Raw genomic sequence first — 20,477 nt, 5'->3', positions numbered from 1 at the left:
TTAATTCAAGCTCAAACATGAGGTGGTTTACCTGGGATCATACCAGATAGGTGAGGACCATGCCCGTTCCTGTTGTACCAATGGGACATCTTCGGGAAATTCTGTAAGTCCGTACTTTACAATATCATATAATTGCCAGGTGGGGGACGGGATTTCCAGTACCCTGACGTAGTAGAATGCCGGGACAGAAGGGTCAAAATCAGGATCTTCCCATATCGTTTTTAGTTCGGCAGCACCAATTTCATTCGTATAGGTGGCATCTTCAATCCGAACGGTATTACCAACAGGGGGTATGTTTCCGCCGGCATCTGTTTGGCGATCCCCGGACCATGCGACATTGTAGATCTTTTCATAGGATTTTCCATCTTTAACCCAACCTTTGATCACCTGGATCCGGTCAAGATTCGCCCATTCAGGGTCTTTCATGGCATGGATGAGAAATTTAGGGGCAATCTGACTGGCCTGAAGATCACCGCCCATCGGCAAACCATTATCGTACGCATAACGGATATAATTATCCCGATTCATATCACTTTCTGTAAATTGATACCCGGCAAAAACCCGCAGTTTAATCCGCGTACCAGTAGTGCCGTAGGCTTCCTTGCTTGCCAGGCCATCCCAGATCGATTCACGTGTATTGGATTCCGCCCAGACAGCGGTATGACCGCCGGCCAGATAGCCATAGCCGTATCGCGTTGCTCCATTCAATTCCTTTACATTTTCCATCAATCGTTTTGGGGATTTTTCTGAGCTGACGTGCTTACCCCACCAGTTATCATCATCCACGCTGGGAATGCCCGTATGCGTATCGGTAGCTCCAACAAAACCGAATTTATAAGGATTAATACCCAGTTCCTTCTCCAACTGCAAGCCGTCAATCAATGCCTTTCGGGCATATTGATATTTGCGTTGTTCCGGAGTTTCCAAAATATCCAGGGTAAGATTTCCATTATCCCATCCGGCGATACCAAAATTCGCAAATTCGTCCGTAGGTGACAGCATCGGATGGGTTTCACCTGTTCCCTTGATCTGGGTAATTTCATACATTGGCTCCCATTTCTGCCTTTTTTGCGCGTATTCAGCAGTTATAGGATTGCCCGAGGCATCAAGTGTATTGAACATTAAACCTCCGGAAATATTCCCGTTATGTGGAATCGCAAAAACCCGGCCACCGGTCTTTTCCTCGTAGGAAGAAAGAAATTCCCAGAGTTTTTCAGGATCCTCACTTTGCAGGGCGGAGAATGGAAGTATTTGATTCACTTTTTCCTTATCGTCCCTGAAGAAGATATTCCGGTGTAAGTTGTTTCCGGTGGGGACAGATGTCCACTCGTAACCAATGATGGTTGTGAATTTTCCGGGTTGATTGTATCTGTCGATCAGGGATGTAAAGTTCTGCCATGCCGACCTGAGAATTGGAATGGCGGTTTCGGGATTGGTAACAGGTTCCGGAAGTTTATTATTGGCCAGTGCATACGGAATTTCAACTGCCAGCTGTTTCGCTTCCTCCTCGCCGCCCTGAAGCAGGTTGAACCATCTTTTTGCCGTGGAATCAGCCATAAGAATATCATTGCCGGCTGCTATCTCATCGAATACTCCGAACCCCTCTGCATGATCGGTGATTACAAGAAAATCATAGGGTCTTCTGATTTGAAAGTCCTGCCCAGTACTTGTTTTCATCGGTTCCCCCATCGCCATGCGCAATGCTTGTTCAGCAGTAATCCGGGTACCGCCACCAAATGCGTCACCTGATAAAGTGGTATGGTAGTGCGTATCCCCGAAATAAACGTCTTTATCGGGATTGTTCACGACCTCAGGCAAAGGAGAGGTTGCCGTGTTTTGTTCTGTATTGTTTTGTTTGGTTGAAGTTTCGCAGCTTGTGAAGACTATAATGGCCAGCAGACCAGGCAAAAATTTGAAAGTCATGGATTTAAAGTTTAGCTAAATCTAACCGTTCAGATCGGTTATTGAAAATCAGAGTAATCCTGTACCCTTTCTAATTTGCCTGTTTTTATAATTTCAAACAAAAGGATCAGTTATTGATCTTTTTTTCGAGTTTGCCTTTTAACAACAGGTTGTATTCCTCGCAGGTGAGCAGGCCATGTTCGTCACTGTACGGACATTCCCTGTAGTTCTGACCAAAAGATGTTTTGGTAATGATCACGCCACGTCCCTGACATACCGGGCAGATCACCATGCCTGTTGGTCCGCAATCGATATCATAGTCGGCGGCCAGTATGGCTTCGGTCGCTTTGGCTTCTTGCTGCCGCATGAGGCGTACAGCGGCATTTGATTTATTCAGAAGATCGGTGGCTTCTTCGAAATACCTTCCCTGGGTTCCCTTAAGCTGGATATACTTGTTCAGCCAATCTATGCTTTGCTCATATTTTTCCAGATAGAACGAATTCTTTCCGAAATAAAAAGTCATCTCGGTAGGTACCACCTGCGCATTTTTAAGTACATCCTTAAATATCACATTGGCGCCTTCGAAATCCCCGGCATCCATTTTTTCAACGCCGTTTTCAATCAGCCTGTCCAGAGCGGTCTGATACTGGGCCTGGCGCTGGGCAATATCTTCCCGGATTTTTTCCTGTTCCGTTTGGGCGGAAAGAGTGAAGGAGGTCAGCAGAACACCGATAAACAAAATCAACCTATACATAATCTTCTTTATTCAAATCCAGCCATTCCATGGTTGCATTGCAGAAAATATCTTCAACCACACCCTGATCTAAATTCATATCTTCAATAAACTTGCCAATTTCCAGATCCCCCAGGGGAAACGGATAATCAGTACCTAATGTGATGCGTTTTGAACCTTGCAGGTCAAGCACATACTGGAGCATTTTCGGATCATGTGTGATACAATCTACCCAGAATTTGCCCAAATAGCTGCTGGGTGGAACGTTGTTGTCGATTGCCACCAGGTCAGGCCGGCAATTGAATCCATGCTCGACCCTTCCGAGGGTTGATAAAAACGAACCGCCGGCATGCGCAAAGTTAACACGGAGATCCGGCAATCGTTCAAGGGTCCCGGAGAAGATCAGGGAGCAAATAGCCCGTGATGTTTCAGCAGGCATTCCCACAAGCCAGGGCAGCCAGTATTTTGTCATATGCTGCATGCCCATCATTTCCCAGGGATGGACCAGTACGGCCATATTCAGCTGCTCGCAGGCTTCAAAAAACCTGAAGAAGCGCGGTTCACTGAGATTTTCATTATTGATGTTGGACCCGATTTGTACGCCGGGCAATCCCAGTTCCTTGCACCGCTGGAGCTCCTGTATGGCTAAATCCGTGTCCTGCATGGGTACAGTGCCCAGTCCAATGTAATTCCTGGGATAATCGCTGCACAATTGTGCGATATCATCGTTCAGGAACCGGGATAAATCAAGGCAATCATCCGGTTTGGCCCAATAGGAGAACATAACCGGAATGGTGCATACCACCTGTACCTGGGTGTTAAATGCGGCATATTCCTGAATTCTGACTTCAGCATCCCAGCAGTTCTCCTCGATTTCACGAAAGAACTGATTTCCCTTCATCATTTTGGCAAAGCCATCCCTGTGGTGCTGAAGATAGATGAAATCTCCATACCCGAATTTCTCGGTCCAGTTGGGCATCTCTTTCGGGATGATATGGGTGTGCATGTCAATCTTTAGCATGGAATGAAGGGTATTGCCTGAAACAAAAGTATCAAATGCGGAAGAATATTACCTAACCCTGTTTCTTTTTTGGATTCTCCGGGACAGGATCATACCCGTGAGTACCCCAGGGATGACAACGGGCAATCCGCTTCAAGCCCAGCCAGGTACCCTTTACCGGTCCCCATTCGTTGATGGCCTCAATGGTATAGTTCGAACAAGAAGGGGAGTGCCGGCAGTTGGAGCCCAAAAGCGGACTTATCGCATACTGGTATATGCGGATGGGGAAGATTAATATGGACTTTAGTATAGTCAGTAGTCAGTAGTCAGTAGTCAGTGGTCAGTAGTGACGGTTGATAGTTTGAGAGTATGTAGTTGTCGGTTTATTTTCGGTTTTTTTATATAACTCAATTTTGCATTTAAGCGTTCCCAGTCATGTTATGATTTCATAGTAAGTGATACACCAAAAACTATTAACCCGCTACTATTCACTACTATTCACTACACTACTGACTACTGACTACTGACTACTGACTACTGACTACTGACTATGTACTACATAAGTGCTAATCAATAGAGTATTCTGTTCCGTCTTTTCCATCCTTCAGTGTGATGCCGATTCTCTTCAGATCATCCCGGATCTGATCAGCCAGGGCATAATTTTTCTGGCGCTTGGCATCAGTGCGCAGATTGATCAGCACATCCAGGGTTCCGTCAAGCAGGTGACTGTTGCTTTCCTGTTCCGACTTCAGCCCGAGAACATCTGTGATGATACCGGTGTAATGGGTGATGAGCCGTTCGAACGTCGGCTTACTCAATGCGCCCGTTTTTTTGTTTCCCGTCTTCAGGTTATTAATAACGGAAGTCAGATCAAACAAAGAAGCCAGCGCTTTGGCCGTATTAAAGTCATCACTAAGGTTTTTGAAAATCGCATCGATCTGTGCGTTTACCTCGGTATCAAAGGCAGTGTCGACTGCACCCGGTGTATATTCAAGCTGACGGGCCGTTTTAAATCCTTCCATGAGTCTCTTATACCCTCTCTCAGCAGCGCCCAATGCCTCATTGCTGAAATCCAGGGTACTTGAGTAATGGGACTGCAGCATGAAAAAGCGGACGACCATCGGCGGATAGCCACGATCCAGGAGTGGGTGATTACCGGTAAACAATTCATGTGGCAGAAATGAGTTGCCAAGTGACTTGCTCATTTTCTGACCTTCCACCGTAAGCATATTGGTGTGGAGCCAGTATTTGGCCGGGTCATGACCCTTGCATCCAACGGATTGAGCGATTTCGCATTCATGGTGAGGAAATACGAGATCCATTCCGCCTCCGTGAATATCGAAAGTCTCGCCAAGATATTTGGTGCTCATCACTGAACATTCCAGGTGCCATCCCGGGAAGCCATCACCCCAGGGAGACGGCCAGCGCATAATATGAGCAGGGGAGGCATTTTTCCAAATCGCGAAGTCTATCTTGTTACGCTTTTCATCCTGACTGTCCAGCATACGTCCGCTGTCCATGAGTTCCTCGATTTTACGATTGGAGAGTTTGCCGTAATCGTGCGACTCATTGTATTTGGTAACATCGAAATAAACCGAGCCATTTACTTCATAGGCAAGTCCCTTTTCAAGAAGGGTTTTTACCCATTCGATCTGTTCAATGATATGCCCGGTAGCAGTAGGTTCTATGTCGGGGGGGAGCAGGTTGAACTCTTCCAAAACGGAATGAAACCCGTTGGTATATTGCTGCACCACCTGCATGGGCTCGAGCTCTTCAAGGCGGGCTTTCTTCGCGATCTTGTCTTCCCCCTCGTCTGCATCGTTCTCCAGGTGCCCGACATCCGTAATGTTCCGTACGTACCGAACTTTATATCCGAGGTAACGGAAATAGCGGTTGATGACATCAAAACTTAAAAACGTGCGGACGTTCCCCAGGTGTACATCGTTGTATACTGTCGGTCCGCAAACATACATTCCCACATGGCCTTCATGCTGCGGCTCGAATTTTTCTTTGGTTCGGGTTAGGGTGTTGTACAGTTCTATGGGAAATTCCTCGCGTAACGACATGCTTTTTCAATTTCAAAACACGAAGTTAAAATATATCGATGAATAATGAATAGTGAAAGAAGATTCCTCTTCCAACTATTCATTATTCCGATGCCTGATTATTGCCTGCTCAGCTCCATTCCCATGAAGGGATACCACTGTTCTCCGTTAGGGGAGTAGGTGCCGGTTTCCTTCCAGGTGGTATCTGTCAATTCAATTGTATATCGAACGGTTCCACCATTTGGGACATCAAATTGCCAGTAAAACCCCGAATCGGTGAATGTTACATCCGCGGCAGTAAAACGACCATCACTCGTCCACGCATGAATTTGCGTTTTACTGCTGGAAGGATCCTGAAACAGGATTCCTACGGCTTCAAATCCTACTTGCCCTGAATTTTTATCGGTCCCTGTTCCATGGAACATGAGGAGTTTTCCATCCAGCAGTACTGTCACCTCTTCGGTCTGTTTAAATTCCACACGGTCGCCCTGTGGCATTTGCTGGTAGCCTTCACCCACCCAGGTGCTCTCGGTTTTTAAAAGGTCCTCCATAGTTTTCTGTGCATGGATATGATGAAATCCGAAAACAAGAGGAATGATAAAGATTGCTAGATTTTTCATAATAAACTGGTTTATATTATAAACTTAATGGTTAAAAAAAAGACTATGGTTTCAGGTATTTCTCCAGGTCTTTCACGTATTGTCTGAAAGCCTGAATACCTGCTTTGGTAATACGGCATGTGGTAACCGGCTTCTTGCCACGGAAGGATTTATCCACCTGGATGTACCCGGCGGTTGACAGCTTGTCCAGCTGTACACTCAAATTTCCGGCTGTGGCGTTGGTTTGTTCCTTCAGGTACACAAATTCAGCTGATTCCACATTCATGAGAATGGACATTACTGCCAGTCGAAGCTGGGAGTGCAACAGGGGATCCAGATCATTAAACGCGGTCATGATTCCTTTTTGAATTTTAGGAGATAGCCCGGGATGAGATAACCAACTGCGATGGCGAGGGCGGAAACCAACAGGCTGTTTTGCGGCGATACATATAACGCCAGTGCAGCGAAGATCCATAGCGAGCTTCCCCCATAGATAACGGGCTTATAACGGGTGATACAACCGGTAATGAATGTAGCCATACCCGCAAGTATAAGGATTAAAGCAGGAATATAGACGGCGAATTTTCCCGAAAATATGATCACGATGATCGAAAAGGCGAAACCCACCCAGGTCCACATGATCAGGCGGTCGGTAAAATTGACGACCCTTGCACGTGATTCCTGTCTTCTTCCGTACCACATACTGATCAGCCATCCCGGAATACTGATCAGCCAGATAATGTAGGGGTGTGGATAATCAGTATACATTGCAATAAGATAATGGCCGAGGTTACCCAGTACGGCGATCCAGCCCCAAAGAATGAAGTAAAACCCACCGCTGCGCATATTGCCGCGGGTCTGACTGATCATCCGTTGTATGATCGCCAAGCTTTCCTCCGATGATTGAATGGTGTCTGATGTTTTCATTGTATAAAGTAGTTTATATTATAAACCAAAGTAAGATATTAATTTTCAGAATTCCAAATGTGCCCTCAAAAATGTATTTTTGAGGTATACAACGAACACATGTTTACAGGAATAATTGAAGCAACCGGAACAGTAAAAGCCATAGAGACATCAGGCTCCAACCGGCATTTCGATATCGAAAGTCCGATTTCATCTGAACTTAAAGTGGACCAGAGTGTCTCTCATAACGGTGTCTGCCTTACCGTAACGGCGGTAGGGGAGAATAATCACCGTGTAACTGCGGTGGAAGAGACACTTCGAAAGTCATCCCTGGGTCATTTAAAGCCCGGAGCAGCTGTTAACCTCGAGCGATGCATGAAAAGCGACGGACGATTCGACGGCCATATTGTTCAGGGACATGTGGACTCAGTGGGCGAGGTAACTCGGCGGGAGGAGCGTGACGGAAGCTGGCTGTTTACTTTCCGTTTCCCGGCTGAATTCAGCAAGTTCATGGTGGAGAAAGGATCTGTAACCATCAATGGCATTAGCCTTACCTGTTTTAATGTCGGCAGAACGGAATTCACCGTTACCATCATTCCTTATACCTATGAACATACGACAATGAAAAATCTGAATCCCGGAGATCTGGTAAACCTGGAGTTTGATGTCGTAGGCAAGTATGTGCAGCGAATACTTACCCTAAGCGGTCGACTTTAACCATTTGTTGTTTGCCAGCATTGCAAGACGGTAACACAAACTTCCTGCTACGATTCCGATGGCACCCCCTGCAATAACATCAGCTGGATAGTGAACACCCAGATAAATGCGGCTGTAGGCGATGAGCGCCGCCATCACAAAGAGATAGCCTGAGTATCGTACCGAATTTCTTAACAGCAAGTACAGATATGTGGCAACAGCAAACGCGTTGGCAGCATGGGAAGATGCAAAACCGAATTTACCACCCCTGTATCCGTTTACAATATGCACAAGTCCCTCCTCAAAGGATGGATCCCGTGATGGTCTGAAACGCTCAAAGAAAGGTTTCATCAGTCCGGATGTAACCTGATCCGCCAGGGTGATGGCCAGAGCCAATCCTGTAAGCCAGAGGACAGTCCTCCATCCGAAATTTTTGATGAGCAACCACATGAAAAGCAGGTATACCGGCAACCAGGTAAGTGTCTGCGAGATATAATACATCACCGGGTCAAGCCAGGCAGTATGCAGACCATTCAGTATAAAAAATAGATCCTTATCCAGTTCTGCGAGTTGTTCCATTACTCAGACAGCCAGTTGATATCTTTTTTAAGCAACTGGAGCGTCTTATGCTCCCTGCTTCCACTTTCCGGTACAGCATTGTATTCCCAACCGGCAAGTGGAGGAAGACTCATCAGGATCGATTCTGTACGCCCGTTGGTCTCCAGTCCGAATTTTGTTCCCCGATCCCACACCAGGTTGAACTCAACATACCGTCCTCTGCGTAGCCGTTGCCAGTTGACCTCTTTCTCACCGTATTCAATTTCATGGTTCTTCTTCATGAAATGCGCATAGAGTGGTGCAAAGAGATCCCCAAGTGCAATGGTGAAATCGTGGATATGCGTTTTATTGCCATCCAGGCGATCAAAAAATATCCCGCCGATTCCTCGTGTTTCTTCACGATGCTTCAGGTAGAAATAATCATCAGCCCACTTTTTGAATTTTGGATAATAGCCCGAATCATAACGGTCACAAACGTCTTTCAGTGACTGATGGAAGTACCTGGCATCTTCCCGGTTTACATAATGCGGGGTCAGGTCAATTCCACCACCAAACCACCAGTGGCCCGACGTCATTTCAAAATAGCGCACATTCATGTGGATAATCGGTACCATTGGATTTTTGGGATGAAGTACAATGGAAACCCCGGTAGCAAAGAAGTCGGCCTTCGGTAAATCCATAGACCGTAAAATGTTATCCGGTGTTTCCCCGTAAACCTCTGAAAAGTTCACACCTCCTTTTTCAATGATCCTTCCGTTGCGTATCACGCGTGAAATGCCGCCACCACCGCCAGGGCGTTCCCAGGTATCGGTTTCAAAAGAACCCTGACCATCAGCACTTTCCAGTCCGCCAATAATTCTTTTCTGCAGGTCGCGATAGCTTTCGGCAATATTTTCTTTGGTGAGCATCTGGCAAAACTAGTCAAATCCGATCGAATACCCGAGTATAAAGAAGTCGTTAAATTCTAATTCCCAAGGAGGGCAAAAAGCATCAAATTCAGTAACTTCGCAAACGATTGAAACAGAAAAAGACTATGTCGACAACGAAAGCAGCGGTACCGGGAAAAGCATCAACCACCAAAAAAAACAGTTTCCCTGCTGATATACCTGAAGACATATTGCTGAAGGCTTATCAGCTGATGTGCACGGCAAGGCGGATGTCTGATCTTTATGATGAGCATCGCGACATTTGCAGCAAATATGTGCACAGCACATCACGCGGGCATGAAGCGATCCAGCTGGCCATCGGTTTGCAGCTGACAGGCAGGGATTATGCCTCCCTGTACTATCGTGATGAATCAATATTGCTGGGAATCGGTATGCAGCCCTACGAACTCATGCTTCAGCTCCTGGCACGCAAGGATGACCCGTTCTCGGGTGGGCGGACCTATTATGCGCATCCTTCCCTTGACAGGGACGGTTTCCCCAAAATTCCGCATCAGAGCAGTGCTACAGGTATGCAGGGCATCCCGGCCACAGGTATGGCACAGGGCCTCCAGTACCTGGAAGACATGGAACTGATAGAGAAAGAGAAGGGCCTGGTATTCTGTTCCTTTGGGGATGGCTCTATCACCGAGGGAGAAGTAAGTGAAGCCTTCCAGATGGCCGTCCTGAAAAACATGCCCATCCTCTATGTGGTGCAGGACAATGATTGGGGGATTTCTGCTACGGGAAAAGAGATGCGTGCAATGAATGCCTATGAATTTGCAGCAGGGTTTAAGGGTATGAAGCGTTATCAGGTAGACGGCGCTGATTTCATGGCGTCCTACCGTACGATCAAAGAGGCGATGAATTATGTGCGCGACCGAAAGGGTCCGGCAATTGTTCATGCCACCTGTCCTTTGCTGGGGCATCATACTTCCGGGGTTCGTAAGGAATGGTATCGGGGGGATGACGACCTTAAGGCCCATGAAGCCCAGGATCCGATTCCAGTTTATGAGAAAGCATTGCGCCAGATGGGGGTCAGCACAGCCCGTCTCAAGAAATTGCGGGAGGCTGCCGAGAAGGTGGTGGAATCCGATTATCAATATGCTGTAGATGCCCCCGAGCCGGATCCGTCTGAATTTGATACACATATCTTCGCGCCTACCCCTATTGTAGAAGAGAAAGGCAACCGGCACCCTGAGGGTGGGGAGAAGGTGGTGATGGTTGATGCCGCCCTGCATGCAGTCGATGAAATATTAAAAAAGCATCCTGAAGCCTTGTTATATGGCCAGGACGTAGGAGGAACGTTGGGCGGTGTATTCCGTGAGGCGGCCACACTGGCCCAGAAATATGGAGACACACGCGTGTTCAACACACCTATTCAGGAAGCATATATCGTAGGTTCCACGGCGGGAATGTCTGCGGTAGGCACCAAGCCGATCGTCGAGATTCAGTTCGCCGATTACATCTGGCCGGGCATTAACCAATTGGTGGAGGAACTTTCGAAAAGCTGCTATCTGTCGATGGGTAAATTTCCTGTTCAATCCCTCATCCGTGTACCAACCGGTGCCTATGGCGGGGGCGGACCGTACCACAGCGGCAGCGTGGAATCCGCGTTACTGGCCATCCGCGGCATTAAGGTCGTTTATCCGTCGAATGCCGCCGATATGAAGGGATTATTCAAAGCAGCCTTTTACGATCCGAATCCGGTAGTAATGCTGGAGCACAAGGGCCTGTACTGGTCAAAGGTTCCCGGAACGGCGGAAGCAAAAACGATAGAACCTGATTCAGATTACGTTATTCCGCTCGGAAAGGGCAGAATGCATCTTGAAGCAGCTGAAGGTTCACAGAGCCGCGTACTGGTCGTGACGTATGGTATGGGCGTGTACTGGGCCACTGCAGCAGCGAAGAACTTTGAGGGCAGAATATCTGTTTTGGACCTTCGTACGCTCCATCCGGTTGATTGGGATCTGATTGCCGAAAAAGTAAGTACCCATAATCGTGTCCTGGTGCTTACCGAAGAACAGAAAATGAATTCTTTTGCTGAATCACTGGCAGGCCAGATCGGACAGGAATGTTTTGAACATCTGGATGCACCTGTTCGTGTAATGGGTTCAGCAAGCCTGCCTGCCGTGCCGTTGAATGTTCACCTGGAAAGTCAGATGTTACCCAATGCTGAAAAAGTTGCGTCTGAGCTGGAATGGCTGCTTTCGTATTGATCAGAACGGGTATCCAATACCAATATTGAATATGACCGTTTCAGATGCTGAGCGGGTGAAGGGGGCGTCGTAAAAGCCCCTCGATAAAATAAACCTTTTACCGGGCGCACGGGCGGGATCAAATACCTTGATACCTGCATCCAGCCGCAGGACGAGAAAGGAGAAATCAAAACGAAGGCCCACCCCGGAACCCACAGCGATCTGACGGTAGAACCGGTTCAGCTTAAAAACCGCATCGTCCCGTGTATCTTTGAAGTTCCAGATATTTCCGAAGTCAAAGAAGAAGGCATAGTCGATGAATCCGATCAGGTTCTTACGGAATTCTACACTGCCTTCCATCAGAATCGTTCCCGGCTGCTCAAAACTGTAATCCACTTCCGGTGTAATGAGCCCTTCGCTATTGGTGATGGTTGAATCAATTCTTACAAATGACCCCGGGCCGAGTCGTCTTGGCCTCCAGGCCCTGATGCCGTTGCTGCCTCCTGCGAAGAAGTATTTTTCATAGGGGAGGATGTCATTATTCTGACCGTAACTTTTGGCAAAGCCAATATTGAACCGGAAGGCAATGGTCGTATTTTTATTGAGCGGTTTATTATTCCTGTAATCAAAATTCGCCTTGATCCATTGATAAAATTCCAGGTTTTCACGTTCCAGGAAATTCGTATTTACAAAATTCAATGTCGTTCCGCCGCTTTCCACGAATAGCCGGTAGAAAGATGAATTCACATAATTGAGTCCGTAGCTGTTCTTATTCCAGGTAGCACTCAGGATCATCGAAGAAACGAAAGAAGGATTAAACGTATTGATCAGGTTATTTCCTTCCGTACGCAATGAATCCAGCAGTTCCTCAAAGGAATCGGTGAGTGTTGAGCGAATGATACTCGCATCGGTCAGGGTGAACTGGTAGAATGTGTTTTTTTCACTTTGCCAGGTATAAACTGCTGCGAAATTCGTATTCTTTCGAATATATTCAGGACGATCAGTATAACTGTAACCTACGGTTAACCTGGTTTTCGGGTTCACTTTACCCATGCGTTCCTTGACTTCGGCGCTCACGGGCATAATGAATTGCGGGAATGTAAGGCTGGCATTGATCCCTCCTTCAACGCTGGTATATACATCCTGTACCTGGGTTGCCGGAAGCACTCCTTCGTATCCGATCCGCCCCGAGATTTCAAAAATTTCCAGTCCGCCAAAGACATTACGTTTCTTCAGGGACAAATTAACAAATGGCCCGGGAAAGCCCTGTGTCACGTTCATTCCGATCTCGGAAGTAAGCTGATACAGCTTCAACGGACTCGTATAAATATTGGCCACCAGCTTACCGCCAGTGGAATCGTAGTTGATATTGATAAACCGGAATATATCGAGGTTTGCCAATTGGCGTTGTGTCCTGAACGTGTTGGAACGGTTGTAGAGTTCATTTTGGGCGATGAATATCCGTCGGTTCAGGACCTTTGTGTTATATCGGTTCTTGACGAAAATATAATTGATATTCTTGTATTCCTCGGGGGTTGTGGTATTCATTGGAATTACCCCCTGATTTCTATTGGTGATAAAATTTACGGAGTCAACCCGGAACTGCCGGTGACGGTCACGGTTCAGGGGTTTGTTGATCTTTGTGCGAATGGCGACATGCTGCGGTTCCCCATAGGCAGTGTCGACCTCAAATTCAACATACTGGCGGGAAAAGGAGAAATAGCCATTGTTTTTCATCATTTCATCGATGCGCTGACGCTCATCGGTGAGCTTAGACTGGTTATAATTCTCTCCCTTCACCAGCAGGCTTTCTTCATTATTAGCACGCATCAAAGATGTGATTACCGGATCATCGGTCTCCAGCATCAGTGTGTCAATGATATAAGCCGGCCCCTGATTCACCTGGAATTTTACACGTACTTTTCGTCCGCTTACGCGTAAAGCCGTATCTACACGGGCCTGAAAATATCCTTTCGACTGCAGGTATTGCTCAATCCTGTCGGCAGTAGCAGCGGTTTTTGATGTGTCGAAAACGGCGAGCGGTTCACCCCACCGCATGAGCGTATTGCCTTCCTGAATGTTCAGGTCAATCTTGTCGGTTTTCCTTCTCTTTCGGCGTTCGTATTTGTCAACCTTTTTCTTCTTACCCTCAGCCCGGGCTATTTTGCGATTATATTTTTCCTGAATTTCCTCCTTTTTTGCCTCATACTTTGCGATATCATAGCGGTTCAGACCGTAATAATAAAGTCCTACATAGGGTGCAAATGGAATCAGAGGTACCTTTCGGTTGGTCTTTTGGACATAGAGCTGGGAAATGTCTTCGGTATCAATATCCTTGGTGGTTTTGGAAACCTGTTGCTTGACCAATAATTTTTCTCCTTCTTTGAGATGGCGTGTACCCAGACATCCTGTCGTCAGGAGCAGGAGGGTAAAAAATGCTAGATGTCTGAATTTCCTCAAAAGATGACGAATGGTAAAACTCTCAAAGGCCCACACGAAGTTCATTAAATCACTCCAATTAAAAAAATACAGGCAATTGGAGCAAACTTTTCTTGTAGAAGGTGAAAAAAGTGTCCTGGAAGTGATTGATTCCGACTTTGAAATAACCGAGATCATTGCTACTTCAAAATTCAGAAGCCTTCATGGTCATCTCCTGGAGAGCCTTTCTGTACTGGAATCTGAGGATCTTTCAGCGATCGGAACCCTTAAGAGCAATGACGCCGCAATTGCCCTGGTTCGAATGAAACCTGAGCAACCGTTTGCGGTGACCTCCGGCCTTACCTTACTTTCGGATGGCATCAATGATCCGGGAAACTTCGGAACCATCCTCAGGGTGGCCGACTGGTATGGAATTAATCGGATTTGTGCTTCGCCTGATACCTGTGAGCTGTACAATCCGAAGGTGATCAGCTCCTCGAAAGGTTCCTTTACCCGGGTGGAGGTATCTTACGCGGAACTTGATACTGTCATCGCAACCGCTGGCTTGCCTGTATATGCGGCCGATATGTCGGGCCGGAATGTCCATTCTTTCAAATTCCCTGAAGACTGTTTACTGGTGATGGGCAATGAGTCGCACGGTATTTCCGCATCGCTGGAAGCATTGATTACCGAACGACTGACCATTCCTTCCTTTGGGGGTGCTGAATCACTGAATGTAGGTGTTGCCACAGCCATTATGCTGGACAATTACCGAAGACTGCACCACTAGTCGACCAATTCTCTCAGATCCACCGGCACAACCCTGGAAACACCCTGCTCAATCATGGTGATTCCATAGATCACGTCGGTACTGGACATGGTGCGTTTGTTATGGGTTACGATGATGAACTGACTGTCCTTTGAAAACGTCTTGATAATGTTATTGAACTTATCAATATTGGCATCATCAAGAGGGGCATCCACCTCGTCGAAAATACAGAAGGGCGCGGGCTTCAGCAGATAGATCGAAAACAGGAGGGAGGTTGCCGTGAGCGTTTTTTCTCCACCGGATAATTGGTTGATGGTCAGCGGCCTTTTGCCTTTTGGTTTCGCCATGATCTCGATTTTTGATTCAAGCGGATTATCCGGATCGGATAGTTTCAGATCACAGTCATCTTCCTCGGTAAAGAGGCTCCTGAATACTTTGACGAAATTTTCCTTGATCTTTTCATACGCATCCAGAAACGTCTCCTTAGCCACGGCATCAATTTCATCGATGGTGAGAAGGAGGGATTCCTTGGCCTTGATAAGGTCATCCCGTTGTACAGTAATGAAATCATTTCGCTCCTTGATCTCCTGGTATGCCTCCATGGCCATGGGGTTGATGGGCCCCATTCGATCCAGACGGTCCTTAATACGTTGAACAGTGTTGGCGAGGTTTTCTACGGCGGAAGGATCCGGTTGTTCGTCCGGAATATCTTCCATCAGCGAATGCATTTCGATGTTGAACTCAACCGAAAGTCTCTCCTTCACCGCCGAGAGCTCCAGCTTCGTATCGTTGAGTTTGTTTTGTAATTCAATCAGGAGTGTATCAAGCTGTTCCCGGCTTCGCTGAATCTCCCTTTCTTCCTTATCGATCCGGTCGATGAGTCCGCGTGCCGCATAGTAATCCTTTTCTGCTTCATTTACGCCGGTCTCAATCGCTTCCTTTTCTTCGTACATCGCGATCAGCTCATCATCGGTGGCTTCCGACCGGTCGATCAGCTGACGGATTTCTTCCTCCGTTTGCTTAAGTTCTGAAACGTTCTTATCGATGCGTGCGCGTGTCGACTCGAATGTCTCTTCCTTGTATTCCATTTCCTGGATAAGGCTCTTCAGCCGGTTTTCCTGCTGATGGAAATAAATATTTTGTTCATTGAATGCGGCGGATCGCTCATTTAGCCGCTGGTCTTCTTCCGAGAACTCAGCTTCCATCCCGGCAAGTTTTTCTTCAATCTTGACTAACTCCCTGCTGGTTTCATCTGCTTTGGGACGATGATCATCAAGTTCCTCCCGGATCTCTTCAATTTTCGCCTGGATATCTTCTTTTCTCAGATCTGCGGCCGAAAGCATTTGAGCAAACTGCTCTCTTTTGGTATTGATGGAGATATATTCCTCATTGATATGACGAATTTCTTCCTGCATCTCTTCGAGCTCCGACTGGTGGGTATCCCCCCGAAGTTTTTCCAGCTCCTTCTGATTTTGAGACAAGCTTTGCTGAACACTGCTTAGCTTTTTATTCAGGGATTTGATTTCCTTATCAAGCTTCTCAAGGTTTTTCGCTCTTCCGATTCGCTTTCCTTCAAACAGCCCTACTGAGCCACCGGAAATACTGAATCGTCTGCGGGTGACCTTACCGTTCTTTGTGATAAATATGCTGTCATCAGCCGGGATTGAGGTATGATCCCCCTCATATATGTACACGCGGTCCAGAATGTAGGACATCAGCGCCCGGTACTTGTCATCATATTCGATGATTTCGGTGGCAGGAAATGCGCTGTCATAGAGTTGGGTGTCACTCGGTTTGAATCCGTCAAAAGAATCAAGAATAAAAAAGTGTGCCTTCCCTTTTGCCGCATCGCTCAGGATATTGATAGCCTCGTAGGCGTCTGCTTCCTTCTCTACGATGTAGTAATTGAGATATGGTTCCAGGTAATTCTCGATGGTAACCCGGTATTCATCATCACAGGTTAGGATATCCGACAGGAGTGGTGCATTTTTTTTCCATCCGGCCTTTTTCTTGAGAAACTTTATTGCCTCGGGGAATCCTTCCAGGTTTTCAACCAATGATTTGGTGAGGTTATACTCGTTCTGACGGGCATCCAGTGTACGGTTGGTTTGTGCCAGCTCCTCCCGGATCATTTCGATGGTCTTCTGCGTATTCTGGATGCGGCTTTGCAATGCGGATTCCTGGTTCTTTATTTTCTCAAACCGCTGTCGTTTTACCGCCAATTCCTCGGCCAGTGCCTGCGCTTTCTTTTCAAATTCCAGCAGGCTGGCATTTTGCTCACTGGTATTGGAAGCTGTTCGCTCCAATTCCTGCTTTAGCGAACTCAGTTGTAATTCTTTTAGCTCCACGGATTTGCGCAGCTGATATACTTCTTCCTGTGCGTTCTTCTGAACCCGGCGCAATGTTTCCGTCTCTTCCTGCAGCAGGCGTGTTTTCTTTTTCTGTGTTTCGTATTCCGCCTGGAGCTCTTCTTTTTTGACTGTTAGTTCCTGCATCCTGTCTTCGGCCGCCACACGTTCCTGGCGCAGGCTTTCAATGCTGAAGGATGCGCGCTCACTGCTCTTCTTATCCTGCTCTATCTGTTCCTTGAGGTTATCTGACTTGTCATTCAGATACCGCAGGCGTTCATTTTTGATCTTCTTCTCGCTCTCATACTGACGGGTCTTGTGCACATGGTCATTCAGCGCTTTTTGCCGGCTGGCCAGTGTCTTTTCCATGTGAATCAGATCTGTCTTCGCTTTTTCCAGCAGGGCTTCCTTTTCCTTGATCTGCTTGTTGAGGCCGATCTTTTTATCGTTCTCAACTTCGATCTGTTTCTGGAGACCTTTGTACTGCTCAGAAAAACGGCCGATCCGCAGACGTGCCAGTGCCAGGCTGGATGCCTTGTACTCTTCCTTTAACTCATAGTACTTTTCTGTCTGCTTTGCCTGCCTTTCGAGCGATTTCATATTCTTTTCGATCTCGAAAAGCAGGTCTTCAACGCGTTCAAGATCTGCATCGGTATCTTCAAGCTTGCGGAGTGTCTCCTTCTTGCGCTTTTTGAATTTAGAAATGCCCGCTGCCTCCTCGAACAATTCACGGCGGCTGTTGTCCTTATCGTTCAGGAGATCATCCACCATCTTTAATTCTATAATGGCGTAGCTGTTGGAAGCAATACCCGTATCCATGAACAGGCTGGTGATGTCCTTCAGCCGGCAAGTGATGCCATTGAGCAGGTATTCACTGTCTCCGGAGCGATAATATCGTCTGGTGACTGTTAGCTGCGAGTATTCAGTAGGGAGGAGGTTCTTGGTATTATTAAAGGTTAGGCTCACTTCTGCCATTTGCGAAGCCTTTCTTTTCTTGGTTCCGTTAAAGATCACATTCTCCATCTTGTCGGAACGAAGAGTTTTGCTGCTCTGCTCACCCAGCACCCAACGGATGGAATCGACGATATTCGATTTTCCGCACCCGTTAGGTCCTACAATACCTGTAATACCTTTGTCGAAATTGATCGTGACCTTATCACCGAAACTCTTGAATCCCTTGATCTCCAGCTTTGAAAGCTCCATACGCGCGTGAAGTGTTTATTAGAATTTGCCCCACTTTTGGCAAGGAAACAAATTTATTACTTTCTCTTAATAATGCACCGTGGCTGGCGTTAAAATGATCGGTCAGCCGGCAGATTACATCAAGTTTTTTTACTCACCTGATTTAATCTTAAGTGGATAAATCCATTACGGCAGAAATAAACGGAATCCACACCCAGCCGAAAGCCACAATAGCGATGATGAGGGCAATTATTGATGGAACGGACCGGAAACGTGTTCTAATGCTTCTGCGAAGCAATACCAGCATCCAGACGGGAGCCATCATCAACATCATTACAGTTAGCGGGCTGAATACAAAATAAGTGTCGTGCAGTTGTATGTCTGTATCACCGTGAAGGCGGAAACCCAGGTAAACCAGCAGGGTCAGAAATGCCAGAAGCAGCATATTATCACGGAAGCCGTTGTCCTTAATCATTTCTGTTAATTTTACGTCCGAGTATCAGCAGATCGATCACATGAGAAAAAATAACCAGCGGCACCACTGTTGCCGGGAGCAACACGTAGGGAAAGAGTGTAACCGCTTTATTTGGCTGCTCGAAAGCGAATTGCTGAAAGGGAACCTCCGTTGAAAGCACACCATTCACCAGAATGAACAATACCAGTCCCAGGCAAACAACGTTCCAAAGAAACAGCCCAAGATCACTGATTCGGTCGCGGAAATAAAGCAGGGCTACAAACGGCGCAGATATACCTGCAATAATGTCGAAATTCCGGCCAGCAAAAGTCATCAGCTGAGGCACCATTTCATAAGAATACAAATAGAAGAGGACAATCTCTACCGGGAGTCTGACGGAATGTACCCAGGTGCTTCGTACAATATTATGCTGGGATTCGATCCTTCTGAGGCGCTTACCGGTGCTTCCATATATAATCAGAATGAATGGGGGCAACAGGATGGCAAGGAGAGGAGGAGGCATTCTTTTGAGATCACCGTAAAAACCGAGGATCGCCAGAACACATTGCAGTACCGACCATACCAGGATCAAAAGTATCGTAGTTCGAAGGCCGGGATTGGCCCGATAGAAGAGTCCAACCGTTGTCAAACAAATTAAAATAAAAAACAGGTCTAGCCACAGGGGAGTCATACTTCCTGAATTTATCATTTTTAATCCTATATTTGAAAAGGATGGACCGCGAAATAATCATTTACATCATATTTCTGGTGATCGCCCTGCTGGGACGGCTGATGGGTGGTAAAAAAGGACAGAAAAAACCTGCCGCATCCGGCGGACAGCCATCACGACGACCTCAACAGCCTGTGAAATCCTTTGAAGAGCTCCTGCAGGAGTTTACCAGTGGAAGGGAACCATCACCGGAGCCTACCTTTGATGATGAATGGGAGGAAGATGAATTAGTTGACGAGCGCGAAGTAAGGAGGGCCGGCAGGCCCCTTCAGCGTGAAACTGAAAATCCCTTTACTTTCGAGCGTCAGGACAAACTTCGAAGCCTGGATGAAATGGTCAATATCGAAGGAGTAAAAACAAAGTCAACCGTTACCCTTCAGGAAGAGGAAGAAGAGGAGGCTGCCATGGATGAACCAGGCATCAGGGAGATGCTGAAGAACCCGGAAGATGCCCGCAAAGCCATCATCCTTGCCGAAATTCTTCAGCGGAAATATCACTAATAGGGGTTTTTTCTTACATATCTAAATCAGGCCCTTTCGGATTTCCCTTAGAAAATAGTTTGAATAAATTAAATTTAAAACCATATTTACGATATGTTCGGTAGTCTGTAAACTATCGAATCAATATCATTTTTTTAACTATTTTTTGAATAGGCAGATTTTTTATGTCAGTATCCAGCATATTAAAATTATCCATTTTGCTGCTGTTCATAGCGACAGTACCTGCGCTCAGCCAGTCCAAACAGGAAAAGGAAAAATTTTCAAGCAAGTGTTTTGGCGGAAAGATTGAAGCGACCATACGGCACGCATCTCCCGGTCAGAATAACGGGGAAATTGTACTTGATTTACCGCCGGGTGCAGGAAAAGTTCAGATTGTGTGGATTACCGTAGACAAACCCGTAAAGGGAAACAGGGAATTCAAGGGTCTGAAAGCAGGATATTACAGTGTTCATATTACTGATGAAAAAAGATGCCAATCCATCATCGATAATATTCAAATAAAGGAAATTGAATAGT

The 20,477-nt window shown here is 46.7% G+C and carries 19 protein-coding genes; 5 read left to right on the top strand and 14 right to left on the bottom strand.

Annotated elements, in window-relative coordinates:
- Positions 1-27: 27 nt before the first annotated feature.
- From LDX50_RS20495 to LDX50_RS20460, 8 genes are all read right to left on the bottom strand, one after another.
- On the bottom strand, positions 28-1,923 hold the full coding sequence (locus LDX50_RS20495) for a DUF3604 domain-containing protein (protein ID WP_225698073.1): 1,896 nt from the start codon (positions 1,921-1,923) through the stop codon (positions 28-30).
- A gap of 106 nt (positions 1,924-2,029) precedes the next feature.
- On the bottom strand, positions 2,030-2,656 hold the full coding sequence (locus LDX50_RS20490; RefSeq protein ID WP_225698072.1) for a DnaJ-like cysteine-rich domain-containing protein: 627 nt from the start codon (positions 2,654-2,656) through the stop codon (positions 2,030-2,032).
- Complete coding sequence (locus LDX50_RS20485; protein WP_225698071.1) at positions 2,649-3,656, bottom strand: amidohydrolase family protein; 1,008 nt, start codon at positions 3,654-3,656, stop codon at positions 2,649-2,651. Before LDX50_RS20485 ends, LDX50_RS20490 begins: the two co-directional genes overlap by 8 nt.
- Before the next feature lie 52 nt (positions 3,657-3,708).
- A complete protein-coding gene (yidD, locus tag LDX50_RS20480) occupies positions 3,709-3,927 on the bottom strand; it encodes a membrane protein insertion efficiency factor YidD (RefSeq protein WP_420828564.1) in 219 nt (72 codons plus the stop codon).
- Between the two features lie 274 nt (positions 3,928-4,201).
- Entirely contained in the window at positions 4,202-5,701 is a 1,500-nt protein-coding gene (gene cysS, locus LDX50_RS20475) for a cysteine--tRNA ligase (protein WP_225698070.1), read from the bottom strand.
- A gap of 98 nt (positions 5,702-5,799) precedes the next feature.
- Positions 5,800-6,300 (bottom strand): hypothetical protein, encoded by a 501-nt coding sequence (locus LDX50_RS20470; RefSeq protein ID WP_225698069.1) that lies wholly within the window; start codon positions 6,298-6,300, stop codon positions 5,800-5,802.
- A 43-nt stretch (positions 6,301-6,343) separates the two neighbouring features.
- Complete coding sequence (locus tag LDX50_RS20465) at positions 6,344-6,634, bottom strand: winged helix-turn-helix domain-containing protein (protein WP_225698068.1); 291 nt, start codon at positions 6,632-6,634, stop codon at positions 6,344-6,346.
- Entirely contained in the window at positions 6,631-7,206 is a 576-nt protein-coding gene (locus LDX50_RS20460) for a hypothetical protein (protein ID WP_225698067.1), read from the bottom strand. Before LDX50_RS20460 ends, LDX50_RS20465 begins: the two co-directional genes overlap by 4 nt.
- 99 nt (positions 7,207-7,305) lie before the next feature.
- Here LDX50_RS20460 and LDX50_RS20455 point away from each other — a divergent pair, with 99 nt between their 5' ends.
- Complete coding sequence (locus LDX50_RS20455; RefSeq protein ID WP_225698066.1) at positions 7,306-7,902, top strand: riboflavin synthase; 597 nt, start codon at positions 7,306-7,308, stop codon at positions 7,900-7,902.
- Here LDX50_RS20455 and LDX50_RS20450 read toward each other — a convergent pair.
- Both LDX50_RS20450 and hemF read right to left on the bottom strand, forming a co-directional pair.
- Entirely contained in the window at positions 7,885-8,460 is a 576-nt protein-coding gene (locus LDX50_RS20450) for a phosphatase PAP2 family protein (protein ID WP_225698065.1), read from the bottom strand. The genes LDX50_RS20455 and LDX50_RS20450 overlap by 18 nt on opposite strands.
- The gene (gene hemF / locus LDX50_RS20445; protein WP_225698064.1) at positions 8,460-9,347 is read right to left on the bottom strand and encodes an oxygen-dependent coproporphyrinogen oxidase; all 888 of its coding nucleotides are present in this window, start codon (positions 9,345-9,347) and stop codon (positions 8,460-8,462) included. The genes LDX50_RS20450 and hemF overlap by 1 nt, the downstream gene beginning before the upstream one ends.
- A gap of 125 nt (positions 9,348-9,472) precedes the next feature.
- On the opposite strand from hemF, the gene LDX50_RS20440 reads away from it, so the two are divergent.
- Entirely contained in the window at positions 9,473-11,581 is a 2,109-nt protein-coding gene (locus tag LDX50_RS20440) for an alpha-ketoacid dehydrogenase subunit alpha/beta (protein WP_225698063.1), read from the top strand.
- On the opposite strand, the gene tamL is transcribed toward LDX50_RS20440, so the two are convergent.
- Positions 11,582-14,020 carry a translocation and assembly module lipoprotein TamL gene (gene tamL, locus LDX50_RS20435; protein ID WP_225698062.1) on the bottom strand — a complete coding sequence of 813 codons (2,439 nt, stop codon included), beginning with the start codon at positions 14,018-14,020 and terminating at the stop codon, positions 11,582-11,584.
- Between the two features lie 10 nt (positions 14,021-14,030).
- Here tamL and LDX50_RS20430 point away from each other — a divergent pair, with 10 nt between their 5' ends.
- On the top strand, positions 14,031-14,768 hold the full coding sequence (locus LDX50_RS20430) for a TrmH family RNA methyltransferase (protein WP_225698061.1): 738 nt from the start codon (positions 14,031-14,033) through the stop codon (positions 14,766-14,768).
- On the opposite strand, the gene smc is transcribed toward LDX50_RS20430, so the two are convergent.
- From smc to LDX50_RS20415, 3 genes are all read right to left on the bottom strand, one after another.
- Positions 14,765-18,298, bottom strand: a complete 3,534-nt coding sequence (gene smc / locus LDX50_RS20425) for a chromosome segregation protein SMC (RefSeq protein ID WP_225698060.1) — start codon at positions 18,296-18,298, stop codon at positions 14,765-14,767. The genes LDX50_RS20430 and smc overlap by 4 nt on opposite strands.
- Positions 18,299-18,446: 148 nt before the next feature.
- The gene (locus LDX50_RS20420) at positions 18,447-18,752 is read right to left on the bottom strand and encodes a hypothetical protein (RefSeq protein ID WP_225698059.1); all 306 of its coding nucleotides are present in this window, start codon (positions 18,750-18,752) and stop codon (positions 18,447-18,449) included.
- Positions 18,745-19,380 (bottom strand): hypothetical protein, encoded by a 636-nt coding sequence (locus tag LDX50_RS20415; RefSeq protein WP_225698058.1) that lies wholly within the window; start codon positions 19,378-19,380, stop codon positions 18,745-18,747. Before LDX50_RS20415 ends, LDX50_RS20420 begins: the two co-directional genes overlap by 8 nt.
- An 83-nt stretch (positions 19,381-19,463) precedes the next feature.
- On the opposite strand from LDX50_RS20415, the gene LDX50_RS20410 reads away from it, so the two are divergent.
- Positions 19,464-19,961, top strand: coding sequence for a hypothetical protein (locus tag LDX50_RS20410; RefSeq protein WP_225698057.1), 498 nt, complete (start codon positions 19,464-19,466; stop codon positions 19,959-19,961).
- A 197-nt stretch (positions 19,962-20,158) separates the two neighbouring features.
- Complete coding sequence (locus tag LDX50_RS20405; protein ID WP_225698056.1) at positions 20,159-20,476, top strand: hypothetical protein; 318 nt, start codon at positions 20,159-20,161, stop codon at positions 20,474-20,476.
- Position 20,477: the final 1 nt, after the last annotated feature.

The sequence above is a fragment of the Fulvivirga sedimenti genome, assembly GCF_020328055.1.
The sequence above is the reverse complement of the archived record's forward strand: the minus strand, read 5'-3'. Positions and strand labels throughout refer to the sequence as shown.